Raw genomic sequence first — 18,242 nt, 5'->3', positions numbered from 1 at the left:
ACCATAGAGCCAGAATATTTGAACTACATTGATGCAAGCTTTCTGAGAGAACACAAATCGGATCATGTTGATTTTGTGTATCGCTAAACGATTTTTATCCAAGTGATTTACAAATGAACAATGTAATCGAGTACCTGCCGCACGGCTTTTGCATTGCATGGAATCCGCAACTGCTGGCCATGCATGTGATTTCAGACTTCTTGATTGCGATTGCTTATTTCTCGATACCGATTGGTATTTTGTATGTGGCCAGGAAGCGCCCCGATACCGAACTGCAACCCATTTATTACCTGTTTGCTGCGTTCATTCTCGCCTGTGGGGTTACCCACGTGATGGGTATTCTGACGCTGTGGGTGCCGCTGTATTACACACAGGGCATTACCAAAATTGTGACCGCTATGGTCTCGGTGGCCACGGCAATTTATTTGCTGCCAAAGTTAAAGCACATCATGGCCTTGCCCGACCTTGGCAAACTCACGCAAATAAATACGGCACTGGCTGAGGAAATCGTGTCCAGGCGCCAAAGCGAAGCCTCGCTTCGGCAATCGCAAGAACTTGCCTTGCAGGCCCAAAAAACACAGGCCGCATTTTTGGCCAATATGAGCCATGAAATTCGTACCCCAATGAACGGTGTGCTGGGCACGCTCAACTTGTTGCTTGACTCAGAATTGAAGCCAGAGCAACTTCAGCTTGCTGCGGCATCCAAGCGCAGTGCGGCTTCCCTTCTTAGTTTGCTGAACGATATTCTCGATATTTCAAAAGTGGAAAGTGGGCAAATGACCCTGCGGCACAGCCCGCTCGAACTTGCCGATGTGCTCGCCGATGTAGAGGCTGCACTGGCTTTTGATGCCAACAGCAAAGGTATTGAACTGAAATGCCCCGCAGAGACATTACCCAAAACCACCTACCTCGGCGATTCGGTGCGCATGCGTCAAATTTTGTTGAATCTGGTGGGCAATGCGATCAAGTTCACTGATGTGGGCCATGTGAAGGTGGTGTGCCGGGAAGTGTCCCGAACCGCGCAACAAGCCGTGCTTGAGTTTTCTGTGAAAGACACTGGCATTGGAATAGCGCCCGAGCATCAAACAAACTTGTTCAAGCGATTCACGCAGGTCGACAACTCCAGCACGCGACGCGCCCAGGGTAGCGGGCTTGGCTTGGCAATCGTCAAGGAAATGGTTGAACTGATGGGCGGCAAAGTGCGCTTGCACAGTGAGCCCGGCCGTGGCACTGAAATTGTGTTTTCCCTGAAACTGGGTTTGCAAACCGTGGCCGCTCAAACCATGACCAATCAAGCCACCCAATCCACGCTCGCGACACAAACTGAAATACCACCCCCCGTGCAGCAATTTCATGGAACAATTCTGGTGGTGGAAGATGCACCCATGAACCAGATGGTGGTGTGCAAAGTGCTTGAGCGCCTCGGCCTTTCCAGCAAGGTGGCCAACAATGGCCAGGAAGCAGTGGAGCTGCTTGCACAAGAGCCATTTGATTTGGTGTTGATGGACGGCCAAATGCCGGTGATGGACGGTTACGAGGCCACTGCATTGATTCGGAGTGGTAGCGTGCCAGGTGTGAACCCGAACATACCGGTGGTAGCACTGACCGCACATGCCATGGTGGGTGAGGACAAAAAGTGCCTGAACGCTGGCATGAACGACTACCTCACCAAACCACTGGACCGCGACAAACTGATTGAAGTGTTAGGCAAGTACCTGAAAAAAGCCTGATCGAATTTCAGGCAGCTTGCATGTTCTTTCTTATGGCCAAAATGCGGCATGCAATTTCATGCAGGGGATTCAGTGCTTGAACGCAGCTCGTTGAATCGTTTTGTTTTGCTGCCTGCTCAAGCAACTGAACTTCAGGCAAAAATTTCAGCAAGCCCAGGTTTTGGGCAACACCCTTGAAGTAGTGCGCCTTGCTGGCCAAGCCTGCGTAATCACCCAGCTGAACCCGGCCCAACAAGTTGGGTTGTTCAGTGGCGAATTCGTCGAGAAACAAATCAAGAATTTCAAGCAACAAAGCCGAATCGCCACACAGGCGGTCCAGCGTGGTTTCCAAATCAATCTCGGTCGACAAATTGCTTAAGTCCATTGGCAAAGTCTACTTCAAATTGTTCATTCGCTCTTCATGTTCTTTGCGCAATTCCTTGCGCAATTCAGCGTTGGCATGTCGCTTCTTTTCTTCGTCGGTGCAGGGCTCCAGGGGCGGCACTTTGCCGGGCGTGCCATCGGCATTCATGGCCACCATGGTAAAAAAGCAACTGTTGGTGTGCGTGGCAATGCCTTTGTGAATGTCTTCTGACACTACTTTGATGCCCACTTCCATGGAGGTATTGCCTGTGTAATTGACGCTGGCCAAAAAGGTGACCAGTTCACCCACACGAATGGGCTGGCGAAACAACACCCTGTCCACTGAAAGCGTAACCACATACATGCCCGCATACCGGCTTGCACAGGCATAGGCCACTTGATCAAGTAATTTCAAAATATGCCCGCCGTGCACCTTGCCGCTGAAGTTGGCCATGTCGGGGGTCATCAGCACGGTCATGCTGAGTTGGTGGTTGGGAAAGGGCATGTTGGCGGGCAAACACGAGTGGTTGAAGAAAACAGTTTAACGCGCTTGTGCGCACGGTGGCCCGTCTACAATGGGTCATGAAATAATTTGTGGAGAACGCTGTGGCTGCCGAGCTGACCAAGTACGCCATTTGGCTGTTGAGCCCCCTGGGTTTGTGGATCGCCCTGACTGCGCTGGCGGGCTTGGGCCTGTTTGGTCGCAGGCAATGGCGCGCGCGCATCATGGTGTTGGCACAGCTTCAGTTGCTGGCGTTCAGCTTGCCTTGGGTAGGAGATACTTTGCTGGGCCAGCTTGAAGACGAGGCACTGGTAATGGAAGCCAACCGGCCCTTGCCCCCGAACGTGGACGCGATTGTGGTGCTGGGCGGTGGCCTGGAGGGGCGGTACGACGGTGTGCGTGCATTGCCCGATTTGAACGATGCTGGCGACCGCGTATGGCAAGGCGCAAGGCTTTACAAGCAAGGCGTGGCCCCACGCATGGTGCTCAGTGGTGGGCTGTTTCAGGCCGACCCGCGCAAGGAGGCGGAAGCCCCAGGCATGAAAATGTTCATGCTCGACATGGGGGTACCCGAAAATGCTTTGGTGATTGAAGGCAATTCCCGTACTACCTTTGAGAATGCTTTGCGCACGCGAGAATTACTGGGCGAGGATTCCAGCAATATTGCATTGGTGACTTCTGCATTTCACATGGGGCGTTCGGTGTTGTGGTTTGAAAAAGCGGGTTTTACTGTGTCCCCCGTGCGCACCGACATTCGCGTGCTCAATGAAAGCCGTGCCTTTTGGGAGTGGTTGCCCAAGCCGCAAGCACTGGATGAAAGCACCATTGCAATTAAAGAATACCTGGGTCGCCTGCAATTGAAAGTGAGCGGTGCCTATGAAACAGGGAGAAGCCAGTGAAGGTACTCAAACTGTTGGCAACTGGTTTGTTGGGTTCTTTGTTTTGCCTGTTGTTAACCAGTACTGCACACGCAGGCCCAGTGCTGGATGCCATTTACAAACGCGATGCAGTGCGTTGCGGTGTGAGCAGTGGCGTGGCCGGTTTTTCTGCACTGGGTGCCGATGGCCAATGGCGTGGGCTGGATGTGGCTGTGTGCCGCGCCGTGGCCGCTGCTGTGTTGGGTAGTGCGCAGAAAGTACAGTTCACGCCCTTGAGTTCGCAGCAACGTTTTGCTGCTTTGCAGGCCAATCAAATCGACATACTTTCTCGCAACACCACCTGGACCTTGGGCCGCGATGCTGGCCTGAATGCGCATTTTGCCGCCATTACTTATTACGATGGTCAAGGCATTTTGATGCACAAACGCTTTGGCGTAAAAAGCGCCAAAGAATTGAAGGGTGCCGAAATTTGCGTGCAATCGGGCACCACCAATGAGAAAAACCTGAGCACTTATTTGGGTACGCAAGGCATTACCGCCAAAGCCATTGTGTATGACAATTTTGAGGCTGCTTACAAAGCCTTTTTCAGTGGCCGTTGCCAGGCTTTTTCAACCGACGTGTCGGCACTGATTGGTTTGAAAAGCAGCCAAAGCGGCCAGCCTGATGACTACATGGTGCTGCCCGAAGTTTTTTCCAAAGAACCCTTGGGCCCCGCGGTGCTGCGCGGCGATGACGAGTTTTTTGCCATCGTGAAATGGACTGTGTTTGCCATGATTGAAGCGGAGGAACTGGGCGTTGGAAAAGCGAATCTTGATCAAGCTTTGAGTAACAACAACCCGGCAGTTCAGCGCCTGTTGGGCGGTGCAGAAAACCTGGGTAAACCACTGGGCTTGCCGCGTGACTGGGTGGTACAAATTCTTCGGCAAGTGGGCAATTACGGTGAAGTGTTCGATGCCAATTTGGGAAAGCAATCGCCCTTGAAACTTGAACGAGGTTTGAATTCGCTGTGGACCCAAGGCGGGCTGATGTACGCCCCACCTTTGCGCTGAAGGTGCTTGCCCGTGAACTTTGAATTTCTCAGTGACCCTGCCGGTTTCGGCCTCAGTGAAGGCTGGCTGCAGGTGGCATTCAATTCACCATACTGGCAAATACTGCTGGCGGGATTGTTCAATACCTTGAAAGTTGCCCTGCCCGCCTTGTTGCTTAGCAGCGTGCTGGGCCTTTTCATTGGTCTGGGCCAACTAGCACAGCACCCTTTGTTGAAAGGGCTGTGCAGGGGCTACATTCACCTGTTTCGCAATGTGCCTTTGTTGCTGCAACTGTTGGCCATTTACTTTGCCATTACCCAGTTTCTACCCATCGCCAGCCAGGCATGGTCGCTGGGCGACCATGTGTTTTTGAGCAAAAGTGGCCTGGCGTTTCCCACGTTTTCAGAAGCGCCGGTGCGCGGGCGGTTTTCGATTGAAGGTGGCTGGGCACTAAGCCCGGAATACCTCGCTGTGTTGCTGGCACTGGTGGTTTACACGGCCGCTTTTGTGGCCGAAATTGTGCGCGCAGGTGTGCAGGCCGTGAGGCCCGGCATGCGTCAGGGCGCGCTGGCCTTGGGCCTGAACAATGCGCAAACCACCCGCCATGTGGTGTTGCCATTGGCCTTGCGTGTGGTGGTGCCTTCGCTTTCCAACCAGTACTTGAATTTGCTGAAAAATGCTTCACTGGGTGTGGCAGTGGGTTACCCGGAATTGGTGTCGGTGGCCAACACGGCGATTAACCAAAGTGGAAAAGCGGTGGAATGCGTGCTCATTATTCTAATTACTTATGCGCTGCTCAGCGCCGTGGCTGCTGGTTTGATGAATGTGCTCAACACCCGCGTCAACAGGGGAGCCTTGTGAACTCCGGCCTGTTGCTTAATCGCTTTTTGTGGCTGGCCTTGCCTCTGCTGTTGGCTCCGTTGGCGTGGGCCTTGCTGGATTGGGCAGTGCTGAGTGCGGTTTTTCGCCCCGATTTGCAAGCTTGTCAGCAGGCCGCCGGACAGGGCGCCTGCTGGGGAGTGGTGGCTGAGAAATGGCGGATTATTTTGTTTGGCCGTTACCCAATGGCTGAACAGTGGCGCGCAGCCACCGTGTTGGTGCTGTGGTCGGCATTGCTGTTTGCCACGGCTGCAAGGGTATTCAAAAGCAAAACCACATTTGCGCTTTGGGCGCTGTTGCTGCCTGCCAGTGCGGTGTTGCTGCATGGTGGTTTTGCCGATTTGACGGTGGTGCCCACCAGCCTGTGGGGCGGCCTGCCGCTTACGCTTATTTTAAGCACCGTTGGTTTTGCTTTGGCATTGCCACTGGCGGTGTTGCTGGCCTTGGGGCGGCAATCAGCATTTGCCCCATTGCGCCGGTTCTGCATTGCTTACATAGAGTTGTTGCGGGCCTTACCCTTGGTCACAGTGCTTTTTCTCGCCGCCTTTGTGTTGCCCCTGTGGTTACCAGGCGAGGGGCTGGACCTGTTCACCCGTGTGTTGCTGACTATTGCATTGTTCAGCGCCGCCTATTTGGCGGAAGTGCTACGTGGCGGCTTGCAGGCCGTACCACAAGGTCAGGGGCAGGCGGCCAAGGCCCTGGGTTTGAATGTGGTTCAACGCAACGTGCATGTGGTGTTGCCGCAGGCGATTCGGGCCTGCTTGCCCAGCCTTACCAACAGTTTTGTTACCCTGTTCAAGGAATGTTCACTGGTCACCATTGTGGCCTTGTTTGAATTGACCGGTGCCCTCAGCCTGGCCCTGGCTGGGGATGTGCAGTGGCGCAGCTTTTTCCTGGAGGGGTATTTGTTCATTGGTCTGGTGTACTGGGCCTATTGCTTTGGTTTGTCGAAAACGGTCAAATAGAAATCGACAGTTGCTGACTAGAGTGGAATTTCTAGCGCAGCAAAATAATTAAGTGTACATTTGTACACTAATAAAAACACACCGTCGAATTTCGATTCGGAGACACTGCATGAGCAAAAAAGAAGAACCAAGCACCGGCGAGAAGCTGGAAGGCACACTGATGTTTGTGGGTGACACCATTGCGCAGGCCGCCACGCGAGTGCATGAATTTCACCGCGCCATCAGCGACATGCCATTCAAGGCGGTGGGTGCCGCCACGCTCAATGCCAGCAAACCTGTTGAATCGGTTCACAACGAAATTACTGATTTGGTTTACGGCGCTGTTCGCGAAGCAGGCAAAGGTGTGTTTTCGGGTGCAGCCTGGGTGGTTCGGCAAGCCAACCAAAGCCTGGCCTCGCCTCAGGTGATTGACCAGGCCATGGGTGGCGAACTCATGGATGATGTGAACCACCTGCCCGTACCCAGCATGCCGAATGCGAAAACCGACAAACGGGTGTCGGCGATTTCCAGCGCGATCAACGGTGTGTTTGGCGACCATTTGGCCGCCACGCGCAACCCCATGCAAGTGCACATGAATCTGTATGCCAACGGCCAGCTTTTGCAGGCCGACCAGGCTGCGCTGATGGCGCAGTTTCCCAATGCACAAAACCACCTCATTATTTTTGTGCATGGCCTGTGCTGCAATGAAGACAGTTGGCAGATGTACTACAACCCCAGTGAACCCGCCACTCGCCCTTATGGTGACAAGCTGGAAGACGATTTTCCGGTCACAGCGCTTTACCTGCGATATAACACCGGCCGCAACATTGATTCCAATGCCCGGCAATTCAAGCGCATGTTGAACAAATTGGTGCGCAACTGGCCTGTGGCGGTGGAAGGCATTACGCTGGTGGGCCACAGCATGGGTGGCTTGGTCAGCCGAGCGGTCGTTGAGGCACTGACTGACGATGACATTATTTTGAAACGCGCCATTCGCGATGTGGTGTGTTTGGGCTCACCCCATGCCGGTGCACCGCTTGCGCGACTTGCGGCGGCGGGTGAGCAATTGTTCAGCAAGTTTGAATTGGCCAGGCCGATTGGCCGGGTGCTGGGTGTGCGTTCACGCGGCATTCGCGATTTGGACCACGGCTTGGGTGCGCTGCAAACTCGCGATGGACAGGAAGTGATGTTTCACCTGATCGGATCAACGATAGGTGACCATACTTCGTCTTGGTTGAACACCACGGTGGGCGACGGTTTGGTCACACCCGATTCTGCTCTGGCCGACGACACTGGCAAAGCACAACGCGTGACCTTCGCGCAAAAGCATCACATGATTTTGCTGAATGATCCTGATGTGTTTCTTGAACTGAAAATGGTGTTGCGCCAACACCTGCGTCCACGAGTGGGTCGCGATTAAAGGTTGTACGTGGACGTTTTGCTTTCCTGCAAAAACACACGCTGCGTCGTTAGCAGGTAGTTCACCAACAGGTCGGCGTAGGTTCGCTTGAATTTTGATTCACGCATGCCTGTTTCAACCAGGTTCAGGCCGTAGTACTTCAAGGCCAGGTGTGCTTGCTGGCATTCTTTGGTCCAGCAATCCAGTGGTTCCAGAATTTGATTCACCGCATCCTGAAAACCTGTGGTGAAATTCAGGAAGTCTGCTTCGTTCATGTCCTCAACCAGTTCCAGCGCATTGTGCTCTGCATGCATGTGCTGTGCATGTGCACCATTGCGTGGTCGGGTTTGAAATACATTCAGAAACTGAAACAGCAGTGTCTCGGGCAAATGAGAGCTGGGTACACCGTAGAGTAACTGCACACGACTTAAGTCGATTTGCAGTTGCATGGCAAACAGGCCGCTGACGTTGCGAGAACTCAATGCCCAGCAAGCACCCAGTGTTTCAAAAAACACTTCGCGCTCGAAGGAATATTTTTTGTAAGGGCTGCTGTGCAACACTTGATAGGGTGCTCGAATGGTCATGCTGAATCCAGTGCTTTGCCGTTCATCGTGTAAGTATTGTCGACTGCATTACCAAGGTGTGGCATCGCATAGGTGAGGGTTCACCGTTTGCGGGGAGGTTCACCATTTCAGGGGGTAGGTTTCCCCTAGGTGGGGGTGGCTTTCTCAGTCAGTTCAGAATACTTCTTCACCAATGTGGGCCACACGGTGCGAATTTGGTCCAACACCTCTCTGGCGCCCATGGTTTGGTTGTTCAAGCCTTGCTCAAAATCCCGAAATACATGGTGCAAAGCCTGTTCGCCCAGCAAGGCCAACAGGCTGACCATGGAATGTATTTCACGCACAAAGGCCACTTCATCCAGCTGCTCAAGGTGGCCGCGCAACTTGGCTGGCAGGTCGGCACAGTGTTCCATGAACAAATTAGGCAGCGCTGGTGGTGTGGGCAAAGGTGAAGGTGTTTCGGCGTGCAACAGGTCGGCCAGGGTGGCGTACAGCACGCGGGCTTCCACGGGCTTGGCGATAAAGTCATCCATGCCCAAATCCAGACAACGGTTTCGTATTTCCGAGAAGGCATGCCCGGTCAGGCCCACCAGGGGGGTGTCCATCCAGCGGGTTTGGTCGCGCAGCCAGGCTGTGAATTCATAGCCGTCCATCACCGGCATTTCAAGGTCGGTAACGATGACATCAAAGTGGGGGGCATCGTCGGGGTCCAGCAATTCCACGGCCTCCTGGCCATGTTCACACAGGGTTACCTGCATACCTGCCGCTTTCAGGTAGGAGCACACCAGTTCCTGGTTCACCGGGTGGTCTTCCAGCACCAGGGCACTTTTTCCGTGCAAGGCCTCAGGATACTCCCGGGTTGCATCGGGCCGTGGCAAGGTGGGTAAATCAAGGCGCGGCGCAGCGCAAATGTCTTGCATCAACACCGGGTGCGCCAGGTGTATCAGTTGTTTGGTGAGTTCAGAGGGCAATAGTTGCAGCAGAGCACTGTCGGCTGAAAGCAGGTCACGGTCAATGGCCACCACGCGCAAGGCCGGGTTGCTCAAGTGTTCAAGCAGTTCAGCGGGCAGCGGCTCGCTGGGGTCGAGCAAATCCGATTGCAGCAAGGCCCAGTCGCAGGTGTTCTCGTTCAGGTACCGAATGCACTGCCCCAGGGTACTTACCAGTGTGGCTTGCATGCCGGTGGCATTCAACACCGACATTACGCAGTCGGCCACAGGCCCCGGCTGGTGCAACAAAACACCATTCTGGTAACCCAAGGGTAGGGGTTCAATCAAAATATCGCTGTCATAGACCACGGGTACAGAGAACCAGAAACAACTGCCCACACCCGGAATGCTTTCGACTGAAATTTGGCCGCCCATTCGAATCACCAGCTCGCGGGCAATGCTCAAACCCAGGCCCGTGCCGCCGTACACACGGCTTACGCTTGAATCACCCTGTGCAAATTTCTCAAAAATTCGCTCGACCTGCGATTTGCTCAAACCTGAGCCGGTGTCGTGCACTTCAATTCGCAAATCAAGCCCGGTGTCTGAACGGGTTTGCAGTTTCGAGAACACACGCACCGAACCGCTTTCCGTGAATTTCACCGCATTGCTGAGCAGGTTGCTCAGAACTTGTCGAAGCCGAGAAGGATCGCCCACCAAGCGCTGACCCAACTGGTTGGAGTAACCCGGCGCAACCTCGTTCAACAGCATCAGTTTGCGGCTGGCTGCCTGGCTTTGCACCGCAAGAAATGAATTGGCCAGTACTTCATCCAGAGTGAACGGAATGTGCTCGAACTCCACCATGCCAGCCTCGGCCTTGGAGTAATCCAGAATGTCGTTGAGCAAACCCAGCAGCGATTTCGCGGCATCCTGTACTTTCAGCAGGTAGTTGCGTTCCTGCTCGGGCAAATCCGACTTCAAGGTGAGCGCGGTCATGCCCAATATGGCATTCATGGGTGTTCGGATTTCATGGCTCATATTGGCCAGTAACATGCCGCGTGCTTCTACCTGCGCCTCGGCTCGCTCTCGGCCCATTTTGGCTTCCAGGGCAATCAATTCGGCTGACCTTGCGGCTTCGCCCTGCTCCAGTTCGCGCTTGAATGAACCAATCATCAGGGCAAAGCCCTTCACAAGGTTGCTCATTTCGGTCACAAAGCGGGGGTTGGGCAGACTGATGTTGTAATTGCCCTGCGCAATTTGTTTGCTCACCTTGTTCAGTTCTCGCAGTGGCGCCACCACGAAGCGTTGCAACACGGCCAGTCCCACAAGGGCCATCAAGGTGACCAGCAAGCCCAGGTAAAGGTCGAAATTCGCAGTGGCCTTGATGTTGTCGGCCTGTGCGGCAAGCACGGTTTGAAAGCCCAATTCAACAGCGCGAATCCGGCCCTGGATTTCTGCGCGAATGGCGTTGCTCATGCCCAGGTATTCTTCCGAGAAGAGCATTTGAATGGCGAGGTCGTCGCGCACGGGCGCTTCTGACACATATTTGCCTGCATCCGGGTCGTACAAGCCCTGGGTCAGTGCAAACACAATTTGCTCGCGTTCACGCAAGCGTTTGCTTAAGTTCAAAATGTTCTCGACCGATTCTTTTATATCACCACTCAGGTTGGGCGCAACATTTTGCGGTGCGAACAGGCGACTTTCCAGGGTTTCACCTTTGGCGGGCACTAGGGGTACGGCTTCGGTGTTGCCCGCAATCAGCTTGCTCCCGTACACATTGTCGACAGGCTGGGCATATTTGCGCGCGCCTGCGTGGGCGTCCAGCAGCTCGTAATAATTCACCAGGTGTTGGCTGTTTTTGCTGACCACAAAAGCGGCCACCAGGGTTTGCAGTGCATCGAATTCGGATTGCAGCAAGCGCAACTCATTGATGGCATTCAAGCGGGCGGTGAGCAGCGCTGTCTGCGACGTTTGCAATTGGTCTGCCCGTTCGCCCATCCACACATTGGAGGCCAGGCCGAGCAAAGTGGCAAACAAGACAAAACGAAACAGGGCTGCCAGCTTCATCAGGCAAAAAGGCGAGTGTGGACAAGCCCCTATTCTTACCGGAAAAGCTTAGTGCGTGTGCAGTGATTGCAAAATGAGCCAGAAAGCAGCAATGATCATGACTGCTGCAAAACTTCGGCGCAGGGCCTTTTCAGGCAGGTAGTGGGCGATGGCCACACCCGCCGATACAGTGAACAGCCCGCCAAAAGCCAGGGGCAAGCCCAATTCCCAGTTGACGCGGTGGGCATTGGCGTAGGTGCTTAGTGCCATCACCGAGCTGGGGGCCACCAAAGCCAGCGACAAAGCCTGCGCCGTGGTTTGGGTGTGTTTGAACACGGTCGTTAACAGGGGTGTGGCCACCAGGCCGCCCCCCATGCCCAGCAGGCCCATGCTGGTGCCACCCAATACACCAACGATGGGCATGGTGGCTGTGCGGGGCTGATCGCTGTTGTTTGCACTGGCACTGGGGTTCTTGCGCAGCAACAGCATGCGCAGGCCCACGGCCAAAATGAACAGGTTGAATATCCAGTGCAGTACATCTTGATCAAGTTGCACGGCCAGCTTGGCAGTTAGCCAGGTGGTCACGGTGGCAGTGATACCAATCGCCGCTACGGCCAACCGGGGCAGCTTGTGGTGCTGGTTGTAGCGCCACCAGCCAATCAGCAAATTGGGCACCATCAACACCAGTGCAGTGCCTTGGGCCAGGGCCTGGTCCATGCCAAACCCGATAATAAAAAGCGGGACGGCGATAATGCCGCCCCCGATACCAAACAGCCCACCGAAGAAACCCAAAGCCGCGCCCAACGACAAAACAAGGAGCAAATCAGGAAGAGCGAGCCAAGACATGGGTGGTGTGCTGTAGATGTGGAAGCGCTCAGTGTATTCGTTATAAAAATATCTACAATGATTCAACATTTAAAATATTATTAACAAATACGCACGAATCCTTGTTGGGGCAAGTTTTGAAGCAATTGTCTGATCTCGCTTTTTTCAGTGAACTGGTGCGCCATGAAAGCCTGGCCAGCGCTGCCATGGCCTTTGATGTCACACCACCTGCTGTTAGCCGCCGCCTCGCTGCACTGGAAAAAGGCTGGGCGTTCGCCTGCTTCACCGCAGCACACGGCGCATCGGTTTAAGTGCTGAAGGTGAACGTTACCTGGCGGAGGGCGCCAATATTCTTCGCCAAATCGATGTATTGGAGGCCACTTTGCGTGCCGGGCAAGACACCCCGCGTGGACTGTTGCGTGTTAACGCCAGCCTGGGTTTTGGCCGCAAGCATGTGGCCAACGTGGTGTCGGCCTACCATGCCGAATTCCCCGCGGTGGAAGTCATTCTTGAACTGACGGACCACCCGATTGATTTGATTGAGGGCGGTTTTGATTTGTCGGTGCGCTTTGGCGAGCCACCTGACCAAAGGCTGATTGCCCAAAAGTTGGCCAGTAACCGGCGCATCTTGTGTGCAGCGCCTTCCTATTTGGCTGCGGCGGGTGAGTTGACCACACCGGGCGACTTAACCCGACACGACTGCCTGGTGATTCGGCAAGAGAACCACACGTTCAACAATTGGCAGTTGCGCAACGGCAAGCAGGAAACCACCGTGAAAGTGCACGGGCCCGTGAGTTCAAATGACGGTGATGTGTCTGTGCAATGGGCCTTGCAGGGCAAGGGTGTGCTGCTGCGTTCCGAATGGGACATTCAGCAGGAACTGAAGACCGGCGCGTTGGTGCGTGTCTTGCCTGACTGGGCGGGTGCACCGGCCGATATATTCGCCGTGTGCCCCTACGCCAACCCCATGCCCGCCAAGACCCGCGAATTTATTCGTGTTACCCGCGAGGTGTTGGCCAGCCAAGCGGGGTTTATTGTTTAGTTTTTAGCTGCTCACTTGTTGACAGCCACACCCAATTCCATTGGCACGGTTTTGTCATCATTGGCTTTGGTTTCTTTGGGCGAATCGGTTTTGACGCGCTCGGCGGGCACACCCGCTGAAGTCAGCCCGGTGCTTACCAATTGCTGGCGTTGTGTGGCCAAGGCCTGCAGTTGTGCAGTGCTCACTTCCTCTGAGTCTTGCAGCTTTTGAGCCAGCACGGCGTAGAAATTTTTGCCTTTCAGTGCATTCACTTCAGCCTCGCTCAGCTCGCGCGTGTCTTTGAACAAATTGGTAATTTGCCCCAAGGCCTTTCCCGCCATACCTTGTTCCAGCTGGCCCGGGTTGGCCTTTCTGAAACCGGTTTTCATCGAGGCCAGTTCACCGCCACTGAAACGTTTTTCAAACAACGCCTCAATCGCTTTTTGGGTGGCCTCATTGTTCAGGGCAAGGGGGCCGGGGTTTTCACCGGGCTGCAATTTTTCGCCCGCTTGGGCGGCCACGGCGCGGCGCATTTGAAGGTTCTGGATGGCGGTTTTGTCGACTGGCGCCCAAGTGCCTTGCACGGTTAAAGCCAGGTTGGGGCGAGTGGTCAGTGCTTCGCCCAGCTTTTTCAAACCCTCGCGTTGTGAGGGGCTCAGCATATTGGCCCCGGCGGTGAATTCAATTTTGCCCAGCTCATCGGCATCGCCGCCGCCAAACAAGGCACCCAAGGCCCGGAAGGGTGCTGTCACAATTTTCGTGAGCACATTGCCAATGGCTTTCCACACAATGGCGCCGTAGCTGAACTGCGGGTCGTTCAAGTCGCCAGTGATGGGCAGGCCCAAATCGATACGGCCGTTGCTGTCCTCAAGAATCGCGATGGCCAACTCCAGGGGCAGGTCGCGACCTTGCGGGCTTTGCACACGTTCCCCCAGTTTCAGTTTGTCGACAATCACCTGGTTGCTGCTGTTGAGCTGCTGGTTTTCAATGTTGTACACCAGGTTCAGCGACAATTTGCCCGATTCAATTTTGCGGTTGGCAAATGTGCCGGAATAAGGCGTCAAATTGCGCATTTCCACATTGCTGAATTTCACGGCAATGTCCATGTAAGCCGTGGGGTCCAGCAGGTTGAGGGTGCCTTGTGCATCGGCTTCGCCAAATTCATCCACTGCGCCTGTCAACGCAAGCTCGCCGCGCGTCCCAGGCTTGTTCGACAAGCCGTTCAAAACACCCTCCAGGCTGTGAATGCGAGTGCCGAAAGGGATGAACAGCGACTCATCGGCAAAGTCCAGTTCACTGTCCGCAATGCTGAAGCGATCAATGTTGACTGCAAACGCGGGGGGTGCATTTGCAGCTGGTGTTGCAGGTTCAGCTTGTTGCTGCGTGGCCGTTGTCGGTTCTTCCTTGTTCACCAGAATTCGGCTGATGTTGGTTGATTTGTCTTTCGCAATCAATAGCGAAGTGTCCAGACCTTCAAGCGTCAGGCGTTGAATATTCAAGCCTTGGGCATTGACACGCAGGCCGGGGGTAAACAGTTTTTTGAATTCGAAAACGAATTGTTGGTGCCTGCTTCATTCAGCCGCAAGCCCGCCACAGTCAGGCTGCCGGCATAGCCTTGTTCCTTGGCGTTGTAGGTGGCTTTGCCTTTGGTGTAAATGGCGCCGCTGACCAGGTTCAGTTTGGCAAATTGGCCGATGAAGGGCTGTGCAGGTTTCAAGGCCAGCGCATTCACCTCAATGTTCATTTGAGTGGCTGCGGTACTGGGGTTGATGTCGCCATTCACAGCAATGCTTCCACCACTGGCCACATTCAGGCTGGCTTTCAGTGGCAGGGTTTTGGAAAGGTCTTGTGTCACACCGCTGGTTGATACCGCAATACTGTTCAAGCCAATGTTTAACGCGGGGCTCACTGTTTGGTCTTGAATGTTGGCATTAATGCCGGAAAGGTCGATGGTGTTGACTGCGTAGGTCCAAGGTTTTGCAGGTGCCTCGTCGATTGTTTCAGGCGTGTTCTTGTCCGCTGGTTTCTTGGCAGGAACCCAGTCGTTGATCGCTGCCATCAAATCGAGTTCACCTTGGGCGTTGCGCTTCACATTTACAGCGCCACCTTTCACTGTGGCGGCGTCAACCTCTGCATGTTGTTCGGCAAGGTCTACGAGGATAGGGCCGACTTCAATCGTATCCAGGCCAATCGCCTTGGCCTTGCTGGCATGGTTTAACTGAAGGCCAGCCAGCACAATTCCAGTGAGTTCAGCTTTGTTGGCCTGCAAATCAAAGCTGGCGTTGTTGATATTCAGCTTGCTGAATTGGGCAGCAGCACGGGCACCCTGTGGCTTGGCGGCCATGCTGAATTCACGCACCTCAGCATTGATGTTGTTGATTAACACCTTGGGCGGAATGTCCTCGCTGGCGTCTTTCAAATTCACATCAAAGTTTAGAACCAAGTCGGCACTGCCGGCAGGGGGAGCCGTGGGCAATAGCGGGGCCAATAAGGGTTCAAGTTTGGCAATGTTCAAACCAGTCAGCGAGAACTCCCCCGTGGCTGAGGGGTCGGCCAGCTGAATTTGTGCGCGTAGTTTCAGTTCGGCGTCCAGCCCTGTCACGGCATTCAATATAAAGTCGCCGTCGGTTTCAGAACGGGTGGCCAAGTCGCGCAGCTCCAGGTTCAGCGGCGCAAAGCGGGTTTTCAGGCCATCGGGTTTGCGGCGGTCTTCAAAATCAATCGCTGCATCGCTAATCAGCAAATGGCTTAACAAAAACGCAGGTGGCTCGGTGTTTTCCTCTTCAGGCTCTTCAGTTTTGAAAGCATCCAGAAGCGCGGTGAAGTTGTTCTTGCCCCCGGGCAGCAGCGCCACATTCAGGTTCAGGTTTTTCAGGTCAATTTGATCCAGCGCAACAAGGCCAGTGAACAGGTCAGTACCGGAAACGTCTACAAAAAGGTGATCAAACGCCACCAGCTGCTCGCCCTCGGGCGTGGCCAGGCTCAGCTTGGGGATCCGAACGGTCAGCTTGAAGGGGTTGACCTCGGGCAAGTCCATTTTCAGCACATGGCCGGAACGTTCAAGCACCTGCTTTTCAGCCTGCCAGTGCACCAAGCGAGGCAACCCGGCCCATGCAAACAGGTAAATAAAAACAAGGATGAACAGGGGTATCAACACCACTTTGGTGCGAAGAATATTGGCGATTTTCATTTTTATTGGTTGTACGGTGGACATATGCCGTCAGTATCCTAGATCCCAGCGCTGGTGTACACTAACGCCTTCTTGCGCGGCTGTAGCTCAGTGGATAGAGTATTGGCCTCCGAAGCCAAGGGTCGTGGGTTCGATCCCCGCCAGCCGCGCCATTGAATTTTCTCTCGAGAGGCCCGTCATTTGGGCGTTTCCGTCGGAAACCAGTTTTCTCTATCCAAAAATTTCTTGTTTCGCGCAGCATGTTTGTGCCCATCTTGTGCCCCAAAATTTTGGGCACGATGGGCACAAGAGTATCGGTTTGAATATGGGCACAAGTGTGCCCATAATATTCGCTGGTTTTGATTGAGTAACCGCAATTCGGCCGGAGCGGACTTTAGCACTGACTAATGAAATGTCTAAGTTGTTAAGGGCAGTCGACGTCCAGGCCTAGAAGGGATCTGATGGTTAATCAGCTTATTAAAATTAAATTGTTGGATCGCCAACTTCTGACTAGTAACTAGGTTATATTTTTTCTCGTTTATGTAATCCTTGAGAAAGGTGTGGAATATTTCAATTGAAAGAATAATTCGGGACGTTTGGATACTGCATTATTTTTCTTTAAACCTAGTTAGGTCCAGCCATACAAGCTGTTATTCACGATTATGAAATCAAAGTCTCAGGTTCAACGGTACATTAACAACTTCCGACGAAGGATCGCTAGATTCCTGAGGCCAGGTATAGGGCTCAGCTGCTCAATTTATCTCGCAAGAACAGGGGGCGCAGTTCTTGAGTTCAAGATTGGCCCTGAAATTGAGAATGACGATAACTACGCAACGGAATCAAACAGCTTAGGCTCGGCTCTTTCGCAAATTAAGCAGAGGGCATTCGGCGGCAACTTAGAGGGATTCCATTTTTCCGGCACAAATTTTGTGATGGAACCAAATAAGATCATCTTAATAAAGGACGGCACCTCATCTGAGTGGAGTGATTCGGCCGCTGAGCGTGATGTGCAGCGAATCGTACACACGAACCAAAGGGGGGTACGATGAAACTTGGCCCTGCTGAAGGTACTCCGGAAGAAATAAAGAACTTCCTAGAAAATCAGGGATTGCAGGCTGATAAATTTTTCCAGGAACCAGAAAAACCGATTGCAGCGCATTGGTTCATAACAGCCACGCTCATCATTGCTTGTGCAATCGTAGTTCTCATGTTCTTTAAATTCACTGATACGCGTTGGCAAACCTTCACATTCCTAGTCGGGTGCGGTGGATCACTTTGGTTGGCCGCAAATATTCAACTGCGCTTTAAAAATTCGTGGGCTTCTGGCGGTGTATTGATAGCTTGTATCTTGTTTTTGTTAGTGGCTCTGGGAGTACTGTTGCCATCTGATCTTCCCAATGAAGCGAGAAAGTGGATGTAAAAACTAACTGGTCATTCGAGCGTCCGTCACAAGTTCCGCTGTTTGGCCAATTTTGCCCCGTTAGTGCTGACCACGAGCTTCGCTCCTTCCGATCCTGCTTACTTTGAGTCAATCAACGGCTTGTTAGGGCTGCTGACAAGAAACTGTATGACCGCTCCGGCCGACAAGCGGAAGTAGTAATCAATGCATTAAGCTCATTTACTACTTTAAAGGTCGTTCTTTCGCGGGCGTTATTCAGGTTCGAAAGGTTCAATCAGACCCTGGGAATCAATCCTATTCTTCCCGACCCCACTAACGCCAAATCCTACAGCATGAAAATTCAAGTCTTCGCTACTAGAAATAAATTGTCTTAGTGCTTTCACATCTTGATTCTTGGGATCCAACCACACAGCCCAATCTTCTTTCGAAATCATCACTGGCATGCGGTCGTGAACCTGTTTCAGCTTCCCGCAAGGTTCAGTTGTAATTATCGCAGTGCTCATGACAAGCTCACCATTTGTTTTGTCGATCCAGTGATCACAAACACCTGCCATCGCGAAATAGGGTATTTCATTGGGATAAATGTAAAAG

At 53.4% G+C, this 18,242-nt stretch carries 17 protein-coding genes and 1 tRNA gene; 10 read left to right on the top strand and 8 right to left on the bottom strand.

What is annotated here, in order from left to right; translation table 11 throughout:
* Positions 1-113: 113 nt before the first annotated feature.
* Positions 114-1,730 carry an ATP-binding protein gene (locus BSZ31_RS04435; protein WP_105027718.1) on the top strand — a complete coding sequence of 539 codons (1,617 nt, stop codon included), beginning with the start codon at positions 114-116 and terminating at the stop codon, positions 1,728-1,730.
* Positions 1,731-1,737: 7 nt separating this feature from the next.
* Here the strand turns inward: BSZ31_RS04435 and BSZ31_RS04430 are convergent, their stop codons facing one another.
* Together BSZ31_RS04430 and BSZ31_RS04425 are read right to left on the bottom strand one after the other, a co-directional pair.
* Positions 1,738-2,094: an Hpt domain-containing protein gene (locus BSZ31_RS04430; protein WP_105027717.1), complete on the bottom strand. Its 357-nt coding sequence runs from the start codon at positions 2,092-2,094 to the stop codon at positions 1,738-1,740.
* Between the two features lie 9 nt (positions 2,095-2,103).
* Positions 2,104-2,577 (bottom strand): acyl-CoA thioesterase, encoded by a 474-nt coding sequence (locus tag BSZ31_RS04425; protein ID WP_105027716.1) that lies wholly within the window; start codon positions 2,575-2,577, stop codon positions 2,104-2,106.
* Positions 2,578-2,666: 89 nt separating this feature from the next.
* Here BSZ31_RS04425 and BSZ31_RS04420 point away from each other — a divergent pair, with 89 nt between their 5' ends.
* From BSZ31_RS04420 to BSZ31_RS04400, 5 genes are all read left to right on the top strand, one after another.
* Positions 2,667-3,473 (top strand): YdcF family protein, encoded by an 807-nt coding sequence (locus tag BSZ31_RS04420; RefSeq protein ID WP_146106593.1) that lies wholly within the window; start codon positions 2,667-2,669, stop codon positions 3,471-3,473.
* A complete protein-coding gene (locus tag BSZ31_RS04415) occupies positions 3,470-4,501 on the top strand; it encodes an amino acid ABC transporter substrate-binding protein (protein WP_105027714.1) in 1,032 nt (343 codons plus the stop codon). The genes BSZ31_RS04420 and BSZ31_RS04415 overlap by 4 nt, the downstream gene beginning before the upstream one ends.
* Positions 4,502-4,513: 12 nt before the next feature.
* On the top strand, positions 4,514-5,341 hold the full coding sequence (locus BSZ31_RS04410) for an ABC transporter permease subunit (RefSeq protein WP_105029742.1): 828 nt from the start codon (positions 4,514-4,516) through the stop codon (positions 5,339-5,341).
* The gene (locus BSZ31_RS04405) at positions 5,338-6,324 is read left to right on the top strand and encodes an amino acid ABC transporter permease (RefSeq protein WP_105027713.1); all 987 of its coding nucleotides are present in this window, start codon (positions 5,338-5,340) and stop codon (positions 6,322-6,324) included. Before BSZ31_RS04410 ends, BSZ31_RS04405 begins: the two co-directional genes overlap by 4 nt.
* 109 nt (positions 6,325-6,433) lie before the next feature.
* Complete coding sequence (locus tag BSZ31_RS04400) at positions 6,434-7,723, top strand: alpha/beta hydrolase (protein WP_105027712.1); 1,290 nt, start codon at positions 6,434-6,436, stop codon at positions 7,721-7,723.
* Here BSZ31_RS04400 and BSZ31_RS04395 read toward each other — a convergent pair.
* The 3 genes from BSZ31_RS04395 to BSZ31_RS04385 form a co-directional block, all read right to left on the bottom strand.
* A complete protein-coding gene (locus tag BSZ31_RS04395) occupies positions 7,720-8,286 on the bottom strand; it encodes a hypothetical protein (RefSeq protein ID WP_105027711.1) in 567 nt (188 codons plus the stop codon). The genes BSZ31_RS04400 and BSZ31_RS04395 overlap by 4 nt on opposite strands.
* 125 nt (positions 8,287-8,411) lie before the next feature.
* On the bottom strand, positions 8,412-11,258 hold the full coding sequence (locus BSZ31_RS04390; RefSeq protein ID WP_105027710.1) for an ATP-binding protein: 2,847 nt from the start codon (positions 11,256-11,258) through the stop codon (positions 8,412-8,414).
* Positions 11,259-11,306: 48 nt separating this feature from the next.
* On the bottom strand, positions 11,307-12,083 hold the full coding sequence (locus BSZ31_RS04385) for a sulfite exporter TauE/SafE family protein (RefSeq protein ID WP_105027709.1): 777 nt from the start codon (positions 12,081-12,083) through the stop codon (positions 11,307-11,309).
* Between the two features lie 116 nt (positions 12,084-12,199).
* On the opposite strand from BSZ31_RS04385, the gene BSZ31_RS17260 reads away from it, so the two are divergent.
* Both BSZ31_RS17260 and BSZ31_RS04380 read left to right on the top strand, forming a co-directional pair.
* Positions 12,200-12,373, top strand: a complete 174-nt coding sequence (locus BSZ31_RS17260; protein WP_240605643.1) for a LysR family transcriptional regulator — start codon at positions 12,200-12,202, stop codon at positions 12,371-12,373.
* Positions 12,374-12,444: 71 nt separating this feature from the next.
* Entirely contained in the window at positions 12,445-13,104 is a 660-nt protein-coding gene (locus BSZ31_RS04380; RefSeq protein ID WP_240605642.1) for a LysR substrate-binding domain-containing protein, read from the top strand.
* 11 nt (positions 13,105-13,115) lie between these two features.
* Here BSZ31_RS04380 and BSZ31_RS04375 read toward each other — a convergent pair whose 3' ends face one another.
* The gene (locus BSZ31_RS04375) at positions 13,116-14,582 is read right to left on the bottom strand and encodes a DUF748 domain-containing protein (RefSeq protein WP_168426845.1); all 1,467 of its coding nucleotides are present in this window, start codon (positions 14,580-14,582) and stop codon (positions 13,116-13,118) included.
* Positions 14,579-16,297: a DUF748 domain-containing protein gene (locus tag BSZ31_RS04370; protein WP_105027707.1), complete on the bottom strand. Its 1,719-nt coding sequence runs from the start codon at positions 16,295-16,297 to the stop codon at positions 14,579-14,581. The genes BSZ31_RS04375 and BSZ31_RS04370 overlap by 4 nt, the downstream gene beginning before the upstream one ends.
* Positions 16,298-16,349: 52 nt before the next feature.
* Between BSZ31_RS04370 and BSZ31_RS04365 the strand changes: the two genes are divergently transcribed.
* Both BSZ31_RS04365 and BSZ31_RS04355 read left to right on the top strand, forming a co-directional pair.
* Positions 16,350-16,425, top strand: a tRNA-Arg gene (locus BSZ31_RS04365).
* An 872-nt stretch (positions 16,426-17,297) separates the two neighbouring features.
* Positions 17,298-17,672 carry a hypothetical protein gene (locus BSZ31_RS04355; RefSeq protein ID WP_105027705.1) on the top strand — a complete coding sequence of 125 codons (375 nt, stop codon included), beginning with the start codon at positions 17,298-17,300 and terminating at the stop codon, positions 17,670-17,672.
* 230 nt (positions 17,673-17,902) lie between these two features.
* On the opposite strand, the gene BSZ31_RS04350 is transcribed toward BSZ31_RS04355, so the two are convergent.
* Positions 17,903-18,242: SOS response-associated peptidase family protein (locus BSZ31_RS04350; protein ID WP_146106738.1), on the bottom strand; the 340-nt coding region annotated here is incomplete at its 5' end.

Source organism: Limnobacter sp. SAORIC-690 (genome assembly GCF_002954425.1).
Lineage (GTDB): Bacteria > Pseudomonadota > Gammaproteobacteria > Burkholderiales > Burkholderiaceae_B > Limnobacter > Limnobacter profundi.
The sequence above is the reverse complement of the archived record's forward strand: the minus strand, read 5'-3'. Positions and strand labels throughout refer to the sequence as shown.

Bases quoted from the DNA above. Each gene is read 5' to 3' on its own strand.
- BSZ31_RS04435 (WP_105027718.1), top strand. From the start codon at position 114: ATGAACAATGTAATCGAGTACCTGCCGCACGGCTTTTGCATTGCATGG.
- BSZ31_RS04430 (WP_105027717.1), bottom strand. From the start codon at position 2,094: ATGGACTTAAGCAATTTGTCGACCGAGATTGATTTGGAAACCACGCTG.
- BSZ31_RS04425 (WP_105027716.1), bottom strand. From the start codon at position 2,577: ATGCCCTTTCCCAACCACCAACTCAGCATGACCGTGCTGATGACCCCC.
- BSZ31_RS04400 (WP_105027712.1), top strand. From the start codon at position 6,434: ATGAGCAAAAAAGAAGAACCAAGCACCGGCGAGAAGCTGGAAGGCACA.
- BSZ31_RS04395 (WP_105027711.1), bottom strand. From the start codon at position 8,286: ATGACCATTCGAGCACCCTATCAAGTGTTGCACAGCAGCCCTTACAAA.
- BSZ31_RS04390 (WP_105027710.1), bottom strand. From the start codon at position 11,258: ATGAAGCTGGCAGCCCTGTTTCGTTTTGTCTTGTTTGCCACTTTGCTC.
- BSZ31_RS04385 (WP_105027709.1), bottom strand. From the start codon at position 12,083: ATGTCTTGGCTCGCTCTTCCTGATTTGCTCCTTGTTTTGTCGTTGGGC.
- BSZ31_RS04370 (WP_105027707.1), bottom strand. From the start codon at position 16,297: ATGTCCACCGTACAACCAATAAAAATGAAAATCGCCAATATTCTTCGC.
- BSZ31_RS04355 (WP_105027705.1), top strand. From the start codon at position 17,298: ATGAAACTTGGCCCTGCTGAAGGTACTCCGGAAGAAATAAAGAACTTC.